General features: G+C 55.4%; 12 protein-coding genes. 5 read left to right on the top strand and 7 right to left on the bottom strand.

The genetic code is table 11. The annotated features are described in order from the left end of the window. Positions 1–180 precede the first annotated feature (180 nt). Positions 181–1,104, top strand: coding sequence for a PhoX family protein (locus G565_RS27630; protein ID WP_281168933.1), 924 nt, complete (start codon positions 181–183; stop codon positions 1,102–1,104). After that, the gene (locus G565_RS27635; protein ID WP_281168934.1) at positions 1,029–2,072 is read left to right on the top strand and encodes a PhoX family protein; all 1,044 of its coding nucleotides are present in this window, start codon (positions 1,029–1,031) and stop codon (positions 2,070–2,072) included. The genes G565_RS27630 and G565_RS27635 overlap by 76 nt, the downstream gene beginning before the upstream one ends. Before the next feature lie 173 nt (positions 2,073–2,245). Here G565_RS27635 and G565_RS24370 read toward each other — a convergent pair whose 3' ends face one another. The 3 genes from G565_RS24370 to G565_RS0115070 all read right to left on the bottom strand — a co-directional run bounded on the left by G565_RS24370 (position 2,246) and on the right by G565_RS0115070 (position 5,942). Then, positions 2,246–4,231, bottom strand: coding sequence for a metallophosphoesterase family protein (locus tag G565_RS24370; RefSeq protein WP_211227188.1), 1,986 nt, complete (start codon positions 4,229–4,231; stop codon positions 2,246–2,248). Between the two features lie 136 nt (positions 4,232–4,367). Further along, the gene (locus G565_RS0115065) at positions 4,368–5,042 is read right to left on the bottom strand and encodes a pirin family protein (protein WP_028671641.1); all 675 of its coding nucleotides are present in this window, start codon (positions 5,040–5,042) and stop codon (positions 4,368–4,370) included. Between the two features lie 132 nt (positions 5,043–5,174). Further along, positions 5,175–5,942, bottom strand: a complete 768-nt coding sequence (locus tag G565_RS0115070) for an EAL domain-containing protein (protein WP_037339564.1) — start codon at positions 5,940–5,942, stop codon at positions 5,175–5,177. Between the two features lie 341 nt (positions 5,943–6,283). Between G565_RS0115070 and G565_RS0115075 the strand changes: the two genes are divergently transcribed. Further along, positions 6,284–7,954, top strand: coding sequence for a methyl-accepting chemotaxis protein (locus G565_RS0115075; RefSeq protein WP_037339566.1), 1,671 nt, complete (start codon positions 6,284–6,286; stop codon positions 7,952–7,954). Here the strand turns inward: G565_RS0115075 and G565_RS0115080 are convergent. Further along, on the bottom strand, positions 7,941–8,636 hold the full coding sequence (locus tag G565_RS0115080; RefSeq protein ID WP_037339569.1) for an alpha/beta hydrolase: 696 nt from the start codon (positions 8,634–8,636) through the stop codon (positions 7,941–7,943). The two genes, G565_RS0115075 and G565_RS0115080, sit on opposite strands and share 14 nt — an antisense overlap. A gap of 226 nt (positions 8,637–8,862) precedes the next feature. Between G565_RS0115080 and G565_RS0115085 the strand changes: the two genes are divergently transcribed. Both G565_RS0115085 and G565_RS0115090 read left to right on the top strand, forming a co-directional pair. Then, positions 8,863–9,624: a dienelactone hydrolase family protein gene (locus tag G565_RS0115085; protein ID WP_037339572.1), complete on the top strand. Its 762-nt coding sequence runs from the start codon at positions 8,863–8,865 to the stop codon at positions 9,622–9,624. Positions 9,625–9,765: 141 nt separating this feature from the next. Further along, on the top strand, positions 9,766–10,725 hold the full coding sequence (locus G565_RS0115090) for a Ppx/GppA family phosphatase (protein ID WP_028671646.1): 960 nt from the start codon (positions 9,766–9,768) through the stop codon (positions 10,723–10,725). Positions 10,726–10,968: 243 nt separating this feature from the next. On the opposite strand, the gene ahpF is transcribed toward G565_RS0115090, so the two are convergent. The 3 genes from ahpF to G565_RS0115105 all read right to left on the bottom strand — a co-directional run bounded on the left by ahpF (position 10,969) and on the right by G565_RS0115105 (position 16,659). Next, positions 10,969–12,558: an alkyl hydroperoxide reductase subunit F gene (gene ahpF / locus G565_RS0115095; RefSeq protein ID WP_028671647.1), complete on the bottom strand. Its 1,590-nt coding sequence runs from the start codon at positions 12,556–12,558 to the stop codon at positions 10,969–10,971. A gap of 115 nt (positions 12,559–12,673) precedes the next feature. Beyond that, a complete protein-coding gene (gene ahpC, locus G565_RS0115100; RefSeq protein ID WP_028671648.1) occupies positions 12,674–13,240 on the bottom strand; it encodes an alkyl hydroperoxide reductase subunit C in 567 nt (188 codons plus the stop codon). Between the two features lie 245 nt (positions 13,241–13,485). Next, positions 13,486–16,659 carry an EAL domain-containing protein gene (locus G565_RS0115105; protein ID WP_037339594.1) on the bottom strand — a complete coding sequence of 1,058 codons (3,174 nt, stop codon included), beginning with the start codon at positions 16,657–16,659 and terminating at the stop codon, positions 13,486–13,488. Positions 16,660–17,290 lie beyond the last annotated feature (631 nt).

Here is a 17,290-nt window from a genome sequence, read left to right on the forward strand (position 1 = left end):
GGCACCAAGCAACGAGCATCACCGGTTATTGGGCACCCGGACAATTAGGCGTCGCCTCACGATTGTCTTCAAACTGCTATGAAACTGACATCCGGATGTCACCGCCCTGTCACGTCATTTGGCAACACTGGCACACGATTTCCGTGCAGACCAACCGACCTGACAATAAGGACCTGAGCAATGTCTAACCACATTAACGATGTCTCCCTAGAGCCTGATTACAACGAAAAGCCGGTCGAGTTCGACCGGCTGATCAGCAAAGCCATTTCACGCCGTAGCCTGATTAAAATCGGCTCAGCCGCAGGCGCAGCCACTTTTCTCGGAGGAGCCTCCAGCCTGGCGATGGCTGTCAGCCAGGCCACAACCCTGATGAACTTCGACACCATTGCCGCCAGCACGACTGATACCATTACCTTACCGGCCGGCTACAGCTATGACGTGCTGATGTCCTGGGGGGACCCGGTACTGAACGGCGCGCCGGACTTTGCGCGCAACAACACCGCCGACGCCCAGGCAGGCCAGTTCGGTGACAACACCGATGGCATGGAAATGTTCCACCTGTCTTATGCCGACGGCAGTGTTAACCCGGATCGGGCGGTTCTGGCAGTCAACAATGAATACTACAATGAGCGCTATATTTTTGAGCACGGTGAGGCCGCCAAAACGTTAGCCGACGTGCGCAAAGGCATCGCCGCACACGGTGTCACCCTGGTGGAAATGGAACGCAAGCCAAACGGTCAGTGGGTGTACCTGAAAGACGCCCCCATGAACCGCCGTCTGCATGGCTACGCCGCGTTCGAACTGACCGGTCCGGTAGCCGGTTCCGACTACGTGAAAACCTCGACCGACCCAAGTGGCACCCGCGTACTGGGCACCTTCAACAACTGCGGTTCCGGTCGAACGCCCTGGGGCACCTTCCTCACCTGCGAAGAAAACTTCAATGGCTACTTCGGTGCACCGGAAGGTACCGAATTGAGCGACGCTCAACGCCGCTATGGACTGAGCGAAACGGGCTTCGACTACAACTGGTGGCCCACGAAGAGCGTTTCAACCTGGCCGCAGAACCGAATGAAGCCAATCGTTTTGGCTGGGTGGTCGAAATAGACCCTTACGACCCAACCGCCCGTCCGAAGAAACGCACGGCACTGGGGCGGTTCAAACACGAGAATGCCGCCATGGTCATCAACAGCGACGGCCGCGCGGTCGTGTACTCGGGTGACGATGAACGCGGTGAGTTCCTGTACAAGTTTGTGTCCCGCGATACCTACCGCCCTGACGATCGCGATCACAATATGACTCTACTGGAACAGGGTACGCTCTACGTTGCCAAGTTTCACGACGGCGGTGCCGGTGAATGGATCGAGCTGAGTTTTGGGCAAAACGGCCTGACCCAGGCCAATGGTTTTAACAGTGAAGCGGACATTCTGGTCCGGGCCCGTATGGCCGCCAGTTTTGTCGGCGCGACGACGATGGATCGTCCTGAATGGGTCGCCTGCCATCCGTCCTCCCCCATGGTGTTCTGCGCACTGACCAACAACACCCGCCGTGGCACAAACGACCAGCAACCGGTTGGTGGCCCAAACCCAAGAGCCGAAAACCAATTCGGTCAGATTGTTCGCTGGGTGCCGGAAAACCGGGATCATACCTCACGCCGTTTTGGCTGGGATCTCTATGCGATTGCCGGCAACCCCATGGTAAAAACCGGTGCCTATGCCGGCAGTGACAACATCACCACCGAGAACATGTTCAACAGCCCGGATGGACTGGTCTTCGACCGTTTCGGTCGGCTGTGGATTCAGACTGATGGCAACTATTCGAACGAAGGGGACTTTGCCGGCCAGGGCAACAATCAGATGCTCTGCGGCGATCCGGTCACCGGTCACATTCGTCGTTTCCTGGTTGGCCCAAAAGGGTGTGAGGTCACGGGACTGACCTTCTCTGATGATCACCGCACCATGCTGGTCGGCATACAGCACCCGGCAGGCCAATGGCCGAACACCGCACGGGATGGCGTGCCACGGTCATCTGTTGTTGCGGTTCGCCGCAATGACGGGGGCGTGATCGGCGCCTGATCGATTGCCCTTCGCGAGTCTGTTGGACTTCGGGGGATCGCAGCGAGGAAGCAGGACGGCGAGTCCAACGGTTCGCAACCGTCGTGTGCACAGTGAGCCTGGCACTCGACCTTTGCTAATAGTTGGACCGTTGCACCGATTCCCCAGTCGATTCATCCCTAGCCCGCCAGACTCTAGGCCGGGTCAGTGCCTGAAGGATCTGACCCGGCTGATGCTTCCTTATCATCATGCTTTAACGTAAACACCGTCTCCATACCGTTAACATCCAGCATCGACGCTTGCACAACTGCGCCCGCCTCATCTATCAGCACTCGACCGAGCGCACTGCCGTTCACCAGACTCCGATTCTGAACCCCATCGGGATGCCGGCTGTGGATGGTCATACCGCGGCGCTTGGTAAAGGCATTGAGCGGTGAATACCGGCCATACAACCAGGCGTTGGCCCGATCAAACCGATGCAACAAGGTGGGTGGAAATCCGTTTTTCAAACCGCTGCAGGTGATCTGCTGTATATGCGGGCTGCTTTTACTGTGTCGAATGCGGATGTCGTACACAAAAGAATAATGCACATCGCCACTGAGAATGCCGAAATGCACAGGCGTTTTGGCGTGTCTGAAAATATTCAGCATTACATGCGCCGCACCCGGATGCGCCATCCAGTTTTCAGCATCGACCATCAGGGCCCGACCGAAAAAGGTAAACACGCGCTGTATGGCTTCGATCAGCTTTACACCAAATACCGGTGCCGCCGACACCATCAGTACCGACGATTGATGTATCAGATTTTGCTGCAGATCCGTCAGTGCCTCCCAATCCATTAGCCCCGACGGTTTGTCCGGATTCGACTCGGAACGCCAGCGCTGTGTGCGGGTGTCGAGCACAATCAGTGGGGGTTGAGTCGGCACCTGATAATGCCATTGATCCCAGTCCAACAGCCGGTCAACCATCCGGTCATGGTGCTCCGCGTTGTAGCCCTGAATGTTGGCTTCCAACACGGGTTTGATGTGTTCCCGAATCAGTGGCTTCATCCGATCCGGATCGTTACCCCAGGCCTGGCAGAGCGCATACCCAACCAGCGCATTGCCGATAATACGCCGTGAAAACGGATGCCCGTATGCCGCCGCTTCCCAGCCCCGGGCGAGATTCCAGTCATCGGTGATGTCATGGTCGTCAAAGATCATGTAACTCGGAATGTGCGCCAGCGCGCGCTGTACCCGAGGCAAATCCGCGACGAAGTTATCAATAATGCGTGCTTCATGATCGTACTGCGCCTGGAATTCAGGTGACATGCAGGCGGGTGACGTGGTGTCAATCAAAGGCCAGAGACGGCCCGACCACGTCAGGCAATACATAGCCAATACCTCAGACAAACCAACCAGGTGGTTCTTGGCATAAACAGAGGTGAATATGGGTTTGCGAGCCCCGGAGATAAAGCGCCGATAGAGGTCGCGGTTGGCGTCCGTTTTGGGCAGCAGCGCTTCACGATTGTAATACGAATAGGATGAAGACTGCAGCGAATCGCTGTCATTGATCTGCGCCCCTTCCCAGCGCTCAGACCAGAGGCCCAGCAGTTGGCTGGTGGCATGAATGGCACACAACATGGGGCCCGCCACGTCATCGGAATAAACCTGATCTCCGGTCATCAGCAGCACATCCGGCCGCGCTGACTCCGGTTGCGCGATCGCTTCTGCGAGTCGCTCATCGAGCTGTGCCAGGGCATCCGGACCGTCAAAATGAGGTTTGCGGCAGGAGCCATGCAATACTTCTTTCAGTGTCGTCTGCAGTCGTATTTGCGGTCGTAACTGGTTGGGATAAAGCAGATCGGGAGCCAACTGAGCCAGGCGCCGGGTATGCCCGTTTTCAGACACCACCCAGTCATACTCGACCCGCTCACCTTCGGCTTGTGTCTCATCAATGGTGGCGTCGATCAGGACGATCCAGGCCCGACGGCCAACCCGGATCACATCGGCCACGTCGAGCAGGTCGGTCTCCAACAACACGGCCTGATCCCTTGTTCGGGTCAACTCAAACCGACCTGTCGGCTCCCGGGTAACGACCATCCACAAGACGCAACGATTTCGGGTCACACGCCGAACCAGAGGTCCGGCGACCAATAACGGTAAGGTTGGAGAATTCTCGCTGGAGATGTGTGTCAACACCTGGCCTCGATCCGTTGCTGTAGGATACCTGTCAGACTACCCTGTGCCACGATGTCGCTCCAGACCGGCGTTCGTAAACACTCTGTCATGACGGCTTTATCACGCACGCTAAGACCTGCGCCTGGCCGAGGGTTCATCAGGGCAAATCAAACACCAGTGCTTCGGTGTTTGCATCACCCGTCAGCGTTACCGAAGAAGCCTCCAGCGCCATACCGTCGCCCGGTCCCAGGCTATGACCCGCCACAGTCACCTGCCCGCTAACGCCATGCACATAGACTTGCTTGCCATGCAGTGCCAGCGTCCAGTCCCGCCCGCCCGTGTAGCGCCACAAGCGGGCATCGGAATACACCCGCATGGCACCCGCCTCTTCAGGATGCAAAATCGCCTTGCCTCCCGGCGTTCTCGGGAATGCCTGTTGCTCGTATCGGGGAGCGACCTGCAATGTGTTGGGCATCAGCCAAATCTGCAAAAAGTGCAGCCCTTCCGTAGCGGAGGCATTGTACTCGCTGTGCATAACCCCGGTGCCCGCACTCATGATCTGAAAGTCACCGGCCGGAATACGTTTGATATTGCCCATGCTGTCGCGGTGCTCGATTTCTCCTTCAAGCACATAGGACAGTATCTCCATATCGCGGTGACCGTGGGCACCAAATCCGGCACCCGGGTCAACGCGATCGTCATTAATGACGCGCAACACAGACACGCCCATGTGGTTTGGGTCGTAATAACTGCCAAATGAAAAAGAGTGGTTACTGTCTAGCCAGCCGAATTGGGCGCGACCGCGTTCAGTCGCCGATCTGACGTATGCCATGGGGAATTCTCCTCACTGTTTGACACAGGCTAAACCGGGACCGCCCGTGTACATAGCGAGGGTTTCTGCAGTGACTGCTCAAAAAAACTGAACAGCCGTTTTCAGCCGGGTCGAATCATTCGACCCGTGTTGCTAAAGCCCGTGCCAATCGACTTCGGGCAAGGTTTCAAAACCTGGCTTCGCAAACCAGTAGCCCTGAAACAAATCAACACCCAGGCTGTGCAAAAAGGCGAATTCGCCCTCGCACTCAATACCTTCAGCGAGGGGTCGGCACCCTATGTCCCTGAGCATTTGCACGGTCGAACGGACGATGATCTGACGGGTTTTGTCCTGATCAATCCCGCGGATCAGAGCCATATCCAGTTTAACAATGTCTGGCTGTACCTTAGCCAGCAGGTTCAACCCCGAATATCCGGAGCCAAAGTCGTCCAGTGCGGTCAGAAAACCCTGTTTCTGATAATAGTCGAGGATGGAGACCAGATGATCCTCATCATCAACCCGCTCTACTTCGGTAATCTCGAACATGATCCGCTCAATCGGGAACTGCGCCTCGTTGGCCGCATTCAGCGTCGTGCGAATACACAACTCGGGGCGATAGACGGCATTGGGCAAAAAATTAATGCTGAGCATGCCCTGCAGCTGCAATTTGGCGGCCAGGGTGATGGCTTTTACCCGGCATGCCTGATCAAAGCGGTAGCGGTTAGTGTCATCCACCTTGCTGATTATACTGTAGGCAGACTCACCATTAAGCCCCCGTACCAAGGCTTCATAGCCATATAGCTCGCGCCGGGCCGCATCCACCAGAGGCTGAAACGCCATACTGAAATCAAATCCCAACAGGTTGCCATCGCGGCACGCCTGACAACTCAGTGTTTGAAAATCAACGGGCTGCTGGTTCATTGTCTAACTTTCCGATCATTTGTCTAAGGAGTCAGGTTAGCAGGCCGACCTGAATCGGTGAATGGCTTTTACAGTGTCAATGCGGCCGATTGGAAGGAAATTCACCGTTACCGCCTGACAACGCACCGTTTCAGTGCTTTAATCTGCGAGACAATCGACATTTAATAAAACTCTATCGGCACACATTATGCTTAAAATTTAATCAATGGTCATCGGTCTTTCACCGCTGAAAGTATCAAGAATACGCCAGCACAGCCGATACCCTAACAGGATCGGGTTGTTGCCATCATGGAGGATGCGATCACCACTCAGCTATGCCCACTGGGCCAAAGGCACCGCAGATGATCAAACTTTCTCTAACGTACAAAATCAGCTTGCTTGTCAGTGCACTTATATTAGCACTGATACTGCTTGCCGGCCTTTTTGTGACCAGCTTCAATGGCATTATCGCCAACAGCCAGACCGATTCCCAGTTGAGGCAACTGGAGAGTCAACTGGTCGAAAACTGGCAAACCCTCAATCGGCAATACTCAGCAACGGCTGACCTTGGGCCACGCTATTTCGCTGATGCCATTCCCCTTGCAGAACTCGAAGCTTCTGTTCAGGCCACTCAGGCAACCCAGGCCCGGCTGATTGAAGCCACTCAAAACCTCGACCCTGCATTGATCAACAGCTGGAACAACGTCCTCGTCCCGATCACCGACCTGCCATTGCAAGATCTGATGAACACCTTGCAAGAGCGTCAAACTGCGCTCTCGACTGCATTCGATGCGGCGGCCGAGGTCTGGATTACCAAAGGTGGGTTCAATGTGCGACGCGCCGCTGAAACCGCTCTGGAAGAAAACACCCAGCCGGTGGAAGACAGCATTGATTTGTTCACCGACCACTACAACACCCTGGTCAGCACCCGTTCCAGCAACTTGATTGACTCCCAGCAAACTACTGTGCAGAACCTTGTCATCGGCCTGTCACTGATTATTCTGCTCGCAGCGACCGTTGCATTCCTGGTGCTGCGCAAGCTCAAGCGCGACCTGCACTCAGTGGTGGATATAACGCGGCAACTGGCCAGCGGCGACCTGACCGGAGTCATTGACACCCGGGAAAAAGGCGATGAGGTCGACGAAGTAAAGCGTGCTGTCAGTCAAATGAATTCCAAGCTCAATGAGATTTTCACCTCGGTGGTCGACCTGTCAGAGCATCTTGGAACCTCAGCCGACAGCATTATGGAAGACACCGAAGCCCGGTTCAAAGATGCTGAAAACCAGCAGGAAAAAATGCAACACCTGGCCCACGCCATTGGTGAATTGCAAACCGCCTCGCAGCAGGTCTCAGAAGCGGCGGTTGAATCCCTGAATGTTTCGGAAAGCGCCAATGAAGCCGCTGCGCAGGGCAACGACACGGTCACCCAAACCATTGCTGCCATACAAAAATTGGCCGGTGACATCGAGCAATCCGTTGATGTGATCAAGAAACTCGACGGCCAGGCTGAAAACATTACCACCATCATTACGTCAATTCAGGCCATCGCCGAGCAGACTAATTTGCTCGCCCTGAACGCTGCCATTGAGGCAGCCAGGGCCGGTGAACAGGGCCGGGGGTTTGCGGTCGTCGCCGACGAAGTGCGCCAGTTGGCACACCGTACGCAACAGTCTACCGAGGAAATCCAGCAGACACTGGAAGAATTGCGCCAGGGTACTCAGGCCGCGGTTGGCGTGATTAATGACAGCCACGACCAATCCATCGCGTCTGTCGACAAAGTCAGCGAAGCCGGTGAAGCCATTCAGCGTTTTGTGGTGGCCGTGGAAAAAATCCGCGACTGGACTCTGCAAACCTCAGCCGCAGCCGAGGAGCAGAACGTCACCCTCAGCACGCTGTCGGATACCGTTAACGACGTGAATCAGATTACCGAAGACAACACCCGCCGTGCTCAGGTGTCAGTGGGCTCAACTGAGTCACTGAACCAGCTGAGCAAAGACCTGCTGCATTCGGTGTCGTATTTTAAGTTGAAGTAGCACCCAGTACCTTCTGCAACCAGGCCGAGATCGTTTTAATCTCGGCCGCATTCACACTGTGCTCCATCGGGTAGGTCTGGTACTCGGGAGCATAGCCGTTCTCTGTCAGCGCCGTCACGGCCTGCCGACCAAGCACCTCTGGCACGACCGGATCCATCACGCCGTGACACACGAGAACCGGCAGCGACTGATTGGCCACAGAGCGTTTTACGGTTTTTTGCGTCGCGAAATAGGTCGACAGTGCCATCAACCCCCCAAGTGGCTCCGGGTGTCGCAAGGCGCACTCATAGGCTACAGCTCCGCCCTGGGAAAAGCCCGCCACGATAATACGCTGACTGGCGATACCCCGGCTTCGCTCACGCTCAATGAAGGCATCGATCGCCGAGGCTGACGCCTCCAACTGCGGAGTATCGACTTTGCGGTCAATCGACATTTCCAGAATGTCGTACCAGGCGGGCATGACGAAACCGCCGTTAATCGTGACCGGAATCTGCGGCGCGTGCGGGAAGATAAACCGAACCGACATCGTTGCCGGCAACTGCAACTCCGGGACAATGGGTTCAAAATCATGACCGTCGGCCCCCAGGCCATGCAGCCAGATAACCGTTGCATCGGGCTGATCGCCCGTCTCCACTTCCAGCGCTGGCAACAGGCCGGTGGGTTGTTCGGATGTCGATTCCATGTAACTGACCCTCAATCGGATAACCATTCAAGCCGCCAGTATACCGGCTTGTCTCGCCACTCGCAGTGCCGTTGGCGTTTCTGTACTACCCTCACCGCATCAGTCCAGTATGACAGCTCGACCGTAGGTATCTGCGCAATGGCCCGGCAGTCCCAGCCTGACAAGGCGGAATCACCGGGCCGATAACGACTCAGAATTCATCAACCACAGCAATAGAGGACGCGATATGAAACTGCACACCCGTCTCGCCACCCTGGTGGGTACCGCCCTGTTAACCGTCTCGGCTCAGGCCGACGTAATGGGGCAGGCTCATACTTACAGCGTCGATGGCATGGAATTCGAAGGCTACGTCGCCCACAACAGCAACCTGGATGAGTCTCGAGGCACCGTACTGATCATTCACGACTGGGACGGCGTTACCGACTATGAAAAGCGCCGGGCCGAGATGCTGGCCGCCCAGGGTTACACGGCCTTTGCCATCGACGTCTATGGCGCCGGGCGCAACCCGACCTCGATGCAGGAAAACCAGCAACGCTCGGGTGAGATGTACGCCGACCGTGCCGAATTCCAGAAACGCCTGCAAGGCGCCCTTACAGAAGCCGAATGGATTCCGGGCGCGACTGACGACATTGTCGTGATCGGCTATTGCTTCGGCGGTGCGGGCGTCCTTGAACTGGCGCGCACCGGTGCAGAAACGGCAGGCTATGTGTCGTTTCACGGCGGACTAAACCTGCCCGATGGACAAGACTACAGCCAGGTAGTGGCTCCGGTCATGCTGCAACATGGATCGGCCGATCCGGTTTCGGGCATGGCCGATGTTGCTGCTCTGCTGGATAACCTGCAAGCAGAAGGGATTGAGCACTCAGCCCAGATTCACGGCGGTGCCCGTCATTCGTTCACGGTGTTTGGCAGTGGTGACTATGATCTGAACGCCGATCAGGCCTCCTGGGCTGCGCTGCAGGATTTCCTCGCTGCCCGCCTCGACTGAACCCACCCTGAAACGGAGCGCCTGCCTGCGGGCAGGTGTTCACGCTTGACTCCCCCGCCTAACCGAACTTTTCACTGTCAAAGTGTCAATCCGGGCCGATACCCGCTATATTTCTATCATAATAAAAACCCCAGTTGTCACATGAACACACCTGCACACTATGCCGCGGTCGACCTCGGCTCAAACAGCTTCCATCTGGTGATCATGAAATCGGATGGGCACTCGCTGCAATCGGTGGATTGCAAACGCCAGCTGGTGCGCCTCGCTGCGGGCGTCGATATCAACACCGGTCGCCTCAACCGCGACACCAAAACCCGGGCATTGCGTTGCCTGACTCAATTCAGCAATACGCTTAAAAATCTGCCGGATGTTCAGGTAACCGCCGTGGGCACTAGCGCCTTTCGCCATCTGAGTGGCGACCCGCAATTCATTAAACGGGCCGAATCGGCCCTCGGCCAACCGATCCGGATTCTCAGTGGCGAAGACGAAGCGCATTACATCTACCGCGGCGTCTCCCAGGGGCAGCCCGACCAGGAGCGTCGCTTTGTGCTCGACATTGGCGGCGGCAGCACCGAACTCATTGTCGGCCAGGGCCGCAAGCCCGAAGTCGTCGCCAGCATGGAATTGGGCTGTGTCACACTGACCTCCCGCTTCCTGGACCACGACCGCCTCGACCCGGCCCAGTTAGCCGCTTGTGAAGCTTACGTTGACAAACAGATCGCAGCGATCAAGCCGCGTTTTATGGGGCACGACTGGACCGATGTCATGGGCTCGTCGGGCAGCATCAAGTCAGTCAGCTGGGCGCTGAGCAACCTGGGGCTGACCAGAGACGGCAGCATCAGCCGGGCGCAACTCGACCGCTTACACCCCGTATTAACCCAAGCCGACAGCCAAAAGCAATTGTCGCAATTGCTTGAGCTGAACCCGCGTCGGGTTGCCGTCTTCGCTGCCGGCTATATCATCCTGCATCGGGTTTTCCATGCGTTTGATATCGACTGCATGCGGCTGTCGTTCAAGGCCATTCGCGAAGGGCTGATCGACGAGATGATTCGTGATGAGCTGCTGACCCAGCCGATCACCACCGCTCAATCCCAGGTATAAAAAAACCCGCTGATGCGGGTTTTTTTATACCTGGGATTGAGAATCAGGTTAGCCGCCATGGCCCGCGTCGGCTGCCGGTGGCGCCTCTGTGGGGTCGGGCGGAATGCCGCCCACTCAATCCGTCCATGGAGCCTAGACCGCAGCATCCATGCTGCGCACTCCCCCACAGAGGCGCCACCGGCACCCGCCGCTCAGACTGTTCAAGTCCAGAGCCCTGCATGGAGATTAGGGTCAACCCGATAATTAAGCTGGTTCCGCCACCTTAGTCTTGTCTTCAACCGGTGCAGGCACATCGGTCCGAATCAGATGATCGAAAGCACTCAGAGCGGCCGTGGCACCCGCACCCATGGAAATCACGATCTGTTTGTACGGCACTGTGGTTGCATCGCCAGCGGCAAATACGCCAGGCATTGAGGTTTCACCGCGTGCGTCGATGTCGATTTCACCGAAACGGGTCAGGCCCAGGTCGCTGTCTTTCAGCCACTCGGTGTTGGGTATCAGACCGATCTGTACGAAGACACCGGCCAGTTCAACCGGGTGCGTTTCACCGCTGACACGATCCTTGTAGAGCAACGACGTCACAGATTTGCCATTGCCCAGCACTTCGGTTGTCTGAGCACTGGTGATGATGTCGATGTTACTCATCGACCGCGCTTTGCGCTGCAATACCTCATCGGCTCGCAGGGTGTCAGCAAACTCAAGCACCGTAACGTGTTTGACGATGCCGGCCAGGTCAATCGCGGCCTCAATGCCTGAGTTGCCACCACCGATGACAGCAACATGCTTGCCTTTATAAAAGGGGCCGTCGCAATGCGGGCAATACGCCACACCCTTATTGCGGTATTCCGCTTCGCCCGGCACACCCAACTCGCGCCACCGTGCACCCGGTGCCAGAATGACGGAGCGGCTCGACAGCGTCGCACCGCTTTCCAGCGCCAGTGTCAATTGACCATCGCGCTTCAGTTCGGCGGCGCGTTGACCGGTAATCAGGTCAACACCGTATTCCTTGACGTGCTGCTCAAGGCCAGACGTCAGCTTGGGGCCTTCGGTATAGGGCACGGAAATAAAGTTTTCGATGCCGACGGTATCCATGACCTGGCCGCCAAACTTTTCGGCAACCAGCCCGGTCCGAATACCCTTGCGTGCGGCATAGATAGCTGCTGCCGCGCCGGCTGGTCCACCGCCAACAATCAATACGTCGTAGGGCTCGCGCTCGTTCAGCGCTTCGGCCTGGCGTTCGGCGGCACCGGTGTCGACCTTGGCAACAATGTCGGTCAGCGTCATTCGGCCCTGGCCGAAATGCTCACCGTTCAAATACACCGACGGCACGGCCATGATCTGGCGTTCATCGACTTCGTCCTGAAACAGGGCACCGTCGATCATTTCGTGGGTGATGTTGGGGTTCAGCGTCGCCATCAGGTTCAGAGCCTGAACCACATCCGGGCAGTTCTGGCAGGACAACGAAATATAGGTTTCAAAATGAAACTCACCGGTCAGGGCGCGTACCTGCTCCAATACGTCAGGATCGGCTTTGGAAGGGTGACCGCCCGCCTGCAGCAGTGCCAGTACCAGTGAGGTAAATTCGTGGCCCATCGGAATACCGGCGAAACTCACCCGGGGCGTTTCTCCCGCAGGGGCAATCGCCATGCTCGGTGTCCGTTGGCCTGTGTGCTGGCCGCGGCTGATACTGCCCGAAAGATCAATGATCTCGGTGGCCAGCGCGTCCAGTTCATTTGATTTTGCAGACTCGTCGGTGGACACACTGACTTCGATTGGGGTCACAATCTTTTGCAGGTAGGTGTCCAATTGCTGTTTTAACGTGGCATCCAACATCGGTGTGTCCTGTTTTTTTGGGAAAGGTGGTAAACGGAGGGCGGGTACGCGATGAAAAAAGGGGCGTACCCGCCCCTCATGAAGGTCGATCTGGTTACTCAGCCAGAGGCAGTGTTCAGATCTTGCCAACCAGATCCAGTGACGGAGCCAGGGTTTCTTCACCTTCTTTCCACTTGGCCGGGCACACTTCGCCGGGGTGAGCAGCGATGTACTGAGCCGCCTTGATCTTGCGCAGCAATTCACTGGCGTCACGGCCGATGCCACCGTCGGTGATTTCCACCACACGGATGATGCCTTCGGGATCGATCACAAAGGTAGCACGGTCCGCAATGCCTTCTTCCTCGATCATAACGTTCAAGCTACGCGTCAGCTTGCCTGTCGGGTCCGCTATCATCGGATACTGAATCTTATTGATAGTTTCTGACGAATCGTGCCAGGCTTTATGAGTAAAGTGAGTGTCGGTAGACACGGAATACACTTCAACGTCACGCTTCTGGAACTCATCGTAGTTGTCGGCAAGGTCACCCAGTTCAGTTGGGCAAACAAAGGTAAAGTCAGCGGGATAGAAAAACAGAACGGCCCACTTGCCCTTCAGAGACGATTCAGTAACTTCGACGAATTCACCGTTGTGAAACGCCTGAGCCGTAAACGGGGCCAGTTCGGAATTGATGTAACGTGCCATGAGCAGTAACTCCCTAGTCTGTGGATGTAACGGTTAGAAACGATACGGCGATACGCCGATTAGGGGATTAATACTATGAGTACTTTGGTAACAATTAAACAGTCGAATAGCAATCAGTCCGATAGCTTGTAGCAATGAACCACTTTCAATCGATTATTCTCCATGCTTAACCCACACCCACCGACCGCCACTGCCCTTCCTTGCCCTGGAGGCTAGACGGCAATCCAGCCCCCCGGAACCCACATTCACTGGACGCTCCCGGCGTCTTCCGCCTCGTTAAACGCATGGCTCACCATGACTCTCAGCGCTTCATCGTCCCAGGGCTTGGTCAGAAACTTGTAGATCGCGCCTTCATTGATCGCTTCTGTCACCGTTTTGAGATCGGTATAGCCTGAGATAATCATCCGGATAGTACCGGGATACAGCTTTCGGACTTGCTTCAGAAACTCGGTGCCGCTCATGACGGGCATGCGCTGATCCGACAAAATGACATGCACTGGGTGGCTGGCCAGCAGCCGGAAGGCTTCTTCAGCGCTTTCTGCCGTCAATATCCGGTAACCCTGATTGCGCAGACACCGATTCAGAGACTTAAGCACATAGGGCTCATCATCCACAATCAGCAGGGTGGGTTCTTCTTGCCCGGGTTCCTCGAAGCGCTGTACCGGAGCCGGTTTTCGTAAAAAGGCCAGCAATGGTTCAATGGGAATTGCCGGGCTGTACAAAAACCCCTGGATGTTATGGCAGTGCTCACGGCGCAAAAATGCAGCCTGTTCTTCAGTCTCTACGCCTTCAGCAATGACATCGATCCCCAGGTTTCGGGCAATGGAGATAATCGCCCGGACAATAGATGCATCATTTTGGTTGTGAATAATCTCATTAACAAAAGACTGATCGATTTTCAGCTTTTGAATGGGCAAATGTTTCAGATAGTTCAAACTGGAAAAGCCGGTACCGAAATCATCAATCGACAACCGAAAACCAGCGTTACGAAGGTCATTCAATGTTTCAAGAGACGCCAGTGACGTGCCCATCATCACACTTTCAACAATCTCCAGCTCAAAGTCAGCGCAAGACAGCCCTGCACTGACTACCTTCTGCTCAATCCAGTGCTTCAGATCGGCATCTTTAAACAACACAGGCGACAGGTTTATCGCTATGGGTTGATTAAACCCGTTGCTGCTGAGCACACTACGATCAATACAGGCTTGTTCAACAACCCATTCAGTGATGGCCCTGATCTGCCCGTTGTTTTCGGCAGCGGAGATAAACTGACCAGGCGAAACCGTTCCGCCCGTAGGGTGTTGCCAGCGAATCAGCGCTTCCAGGCCAACCACCTTTCCTGACAAGAGATTCAATTGAGGCTGGTAGCAGAGAAAAAACTGATTCTGCTCCAGGGCTATTTCCAACTCGCCCCTGAGCCGAACCGTCTGGCTGACCTCCTCACTCATCCGGTCTTCATACCAGCGATAGTGGTTGCGCCCTGCAACCTTCGACTGAAACATGGCCATATCAGCCCGTCGTATCAGTTCCAGTGAGTCATCAAGTGTCCCGTCACTCAGGGCAATGCCAATGCTGGCTGTCAGGTGGACGCGTTCTGACTCGCCAATGTCCATCGGTTCTCTGACTGATGCCAGCAGTGCTTCTGCAATTGCAACCACGTCATCTGCCTTCGCCAGATCAGGCAGTAAAACAATGAATTCATCGGCGGATATTCTGGCCAGGGTATCACCGGAACGAATCTGCCTGCTCAGTCGCCTACCTGTTTCTACCAGCACCCGATCACCGAGAGAATGCCCGAGCGCATCGTTAACCGGTTTGAATTCATCCAGATCAATATAGAGCACCGCAGTCGTTCTTTGATAGCGCCTTGCAAGGGTCACAGCCTGGTCTATCCGGTCGATCAACAACGAACGATTCGGCAAACCAGTCAACACATCGTGACTGGCGTTATAGGCCAGGGTGTGTTCTATCTCCCGCTGTGCGGATATATCATTCAGAACGCCCACAAAGTGCGTCACCACACCCTGGCTATCGGCAACCGGAGCAATATAGAGGTCATTCCAGAACGGCGTGCCATCCTTGCGATAATTACGCACCACAACATTACTGCTTTGCTGGTTGGAGAGCGCTTGCCTGAGTACGGTCAGACTGGCCTGATCGTTGTCTTCGCGCTGCAGAAAGCGACAGTTCTTCCCCATCACTTCCTCGGGATTGTAGCCGGTGATGTACGTAAAAGCCGGGTTGACATAACTTATCGGGTCGTCAAAGAGCCGGGTATCTACGATGACAACACCATTGCTGGACGACTCGAGACTGCGCTCAAACAACCGCAAGCGTTCATGGGTCTGCTTGCGTTCGGTGATGTCTCGCATGGTCAGCATTGTCATAGGCTGACCACTCCAGCGCGTCGGCGACCGAAGCACTTCGAACTCCCGATCCTGCCCGTTTTGGACATAGTGCCAGTTTAATTGATCATGCCCATCCAAAGGTATTTCGAGCCGGCCCCATTGGCTGGTCTCCAGCCCAAGCAGACACTCGGCTGTTCGGTTGGCGTATTGAATATTCATGACTTTGTCCAGTACAACAATGGCGTCCCGGCTGTCCGACAACAGTTGCAAGAGCGCTCGCTCCGATTCCCGAGCATCCCGGTCGGCACGGATCTGTGGGGTGCGGTCCGAAATCACTAGCAACTGAGCCGCCTGCCCCTGGTAATCCAGTGCGGTCACCTGTAATTCAACCTCCAATGGTTCTCCGGAACGGGTCCGGTGCGTCCAAACGGTGGCTCGACTGGGGTTCGAGGTTGCCTGGTCCATGTTCAGAAACACGTCGAAATCGGTATCAGCCCTCGCAAACAACTGCTTCAGCGGCTGACCAGTCAGTGACGGATGAGGGATCTCATACAGATGACTTGCGGCTTCATTGACGGCCAGTACTGTTTGATCAAACCGATCGTAAACCAGGCAAGCAGAGGGGTGATTCTGAAAAAGGTTTCGATAATAGTGCTCACGCCGGGAAAGCGCCTCATAGGCACTCTGACGCTCGATGGCATACTGGATAGCCTGATGCAGTGCATCTCCGGTCAGATCCTTTTTCGCCAGATAGTCAGTTGCTGCCGAATCGAGCGAATAGTCGTCTGCACCGCGGTCTCCTTCCTCGGTCAGCACCATGACCGGCATCTCCGGTGCACTCGTGGAGATTGCGGTCAGGTACTCACTGCCCAACACGTCCCACAGCCGATAGTCGAACAGCGTCACGTCGAACCGGCGTCTGGACAACTGATCCAGGCCATCCTCAATCGTTTTGGACCAGGTAACCTGATAGCGTTGGTCTGAAACAGCATCCAACACTCTTTGTACAATAAGGGCATCGTCTTCATCGTTATCGATGATCAACACCGACAAACCGATTACCGATTTCATCACTCGGGTCTCTTTTTCAAGGCCATCCATTGCCGGAAATTAGTCATTAGCAGTCGCACTGTAAGCCTAATCACCGCTTATTGCTGCAACATCAGCACAGGCAAGTTTGCGATCAGCCACCGCCAGAGAGCCTCGGAACAAAGCCCCGGGTAATCGTTCAGACCACTGCACTTGATTGTAGACAACATCACTGCTTTTCCAATCGGCAATGCGATTGGGTGGAAAGGCCTCTCCTTGGCTTACTTTTTAGGTAGCCAGCCGGTAAATACAGTTCCCTTGTCCGGTTGTGATTCAAAGGTAAGGGAACCGCCATGTCGCTGAAGAATATTGGTAACTATTCAGCGAAATAATATCAAAAAAGGCTTGACAGGTTTTTTTTGACTTTTCCTGATTGCACAGATTTTTCACCAACTCCCTGACAGTCCGCCAAATTGGCCCGGAATTGCACGTCAGGGGTGGTCTCATCTATCATCTATAGCGAGCCGCCTCCAACATTATAAAACGCTTCAGAACGCCACACAGGAGGAAAAAATCGCCCATAAAAAAGCATGCGATAATACTCGCATCAATTAACGGCGGCAGCATTATTTAATGGCTCACAACCCCATCGATATTAATAAAACAGTTCAGG

The organism is Saccharospirillum impatiens DSM 12546 (assembly GCF_000423605.1).
Lineage (GTDB): Bacteria > Pseudomonadota > Gammaproteobacteria > Pseudomonadales > Natronospirillaceae > Saccharospirillum > Saccharospirillum impatiens.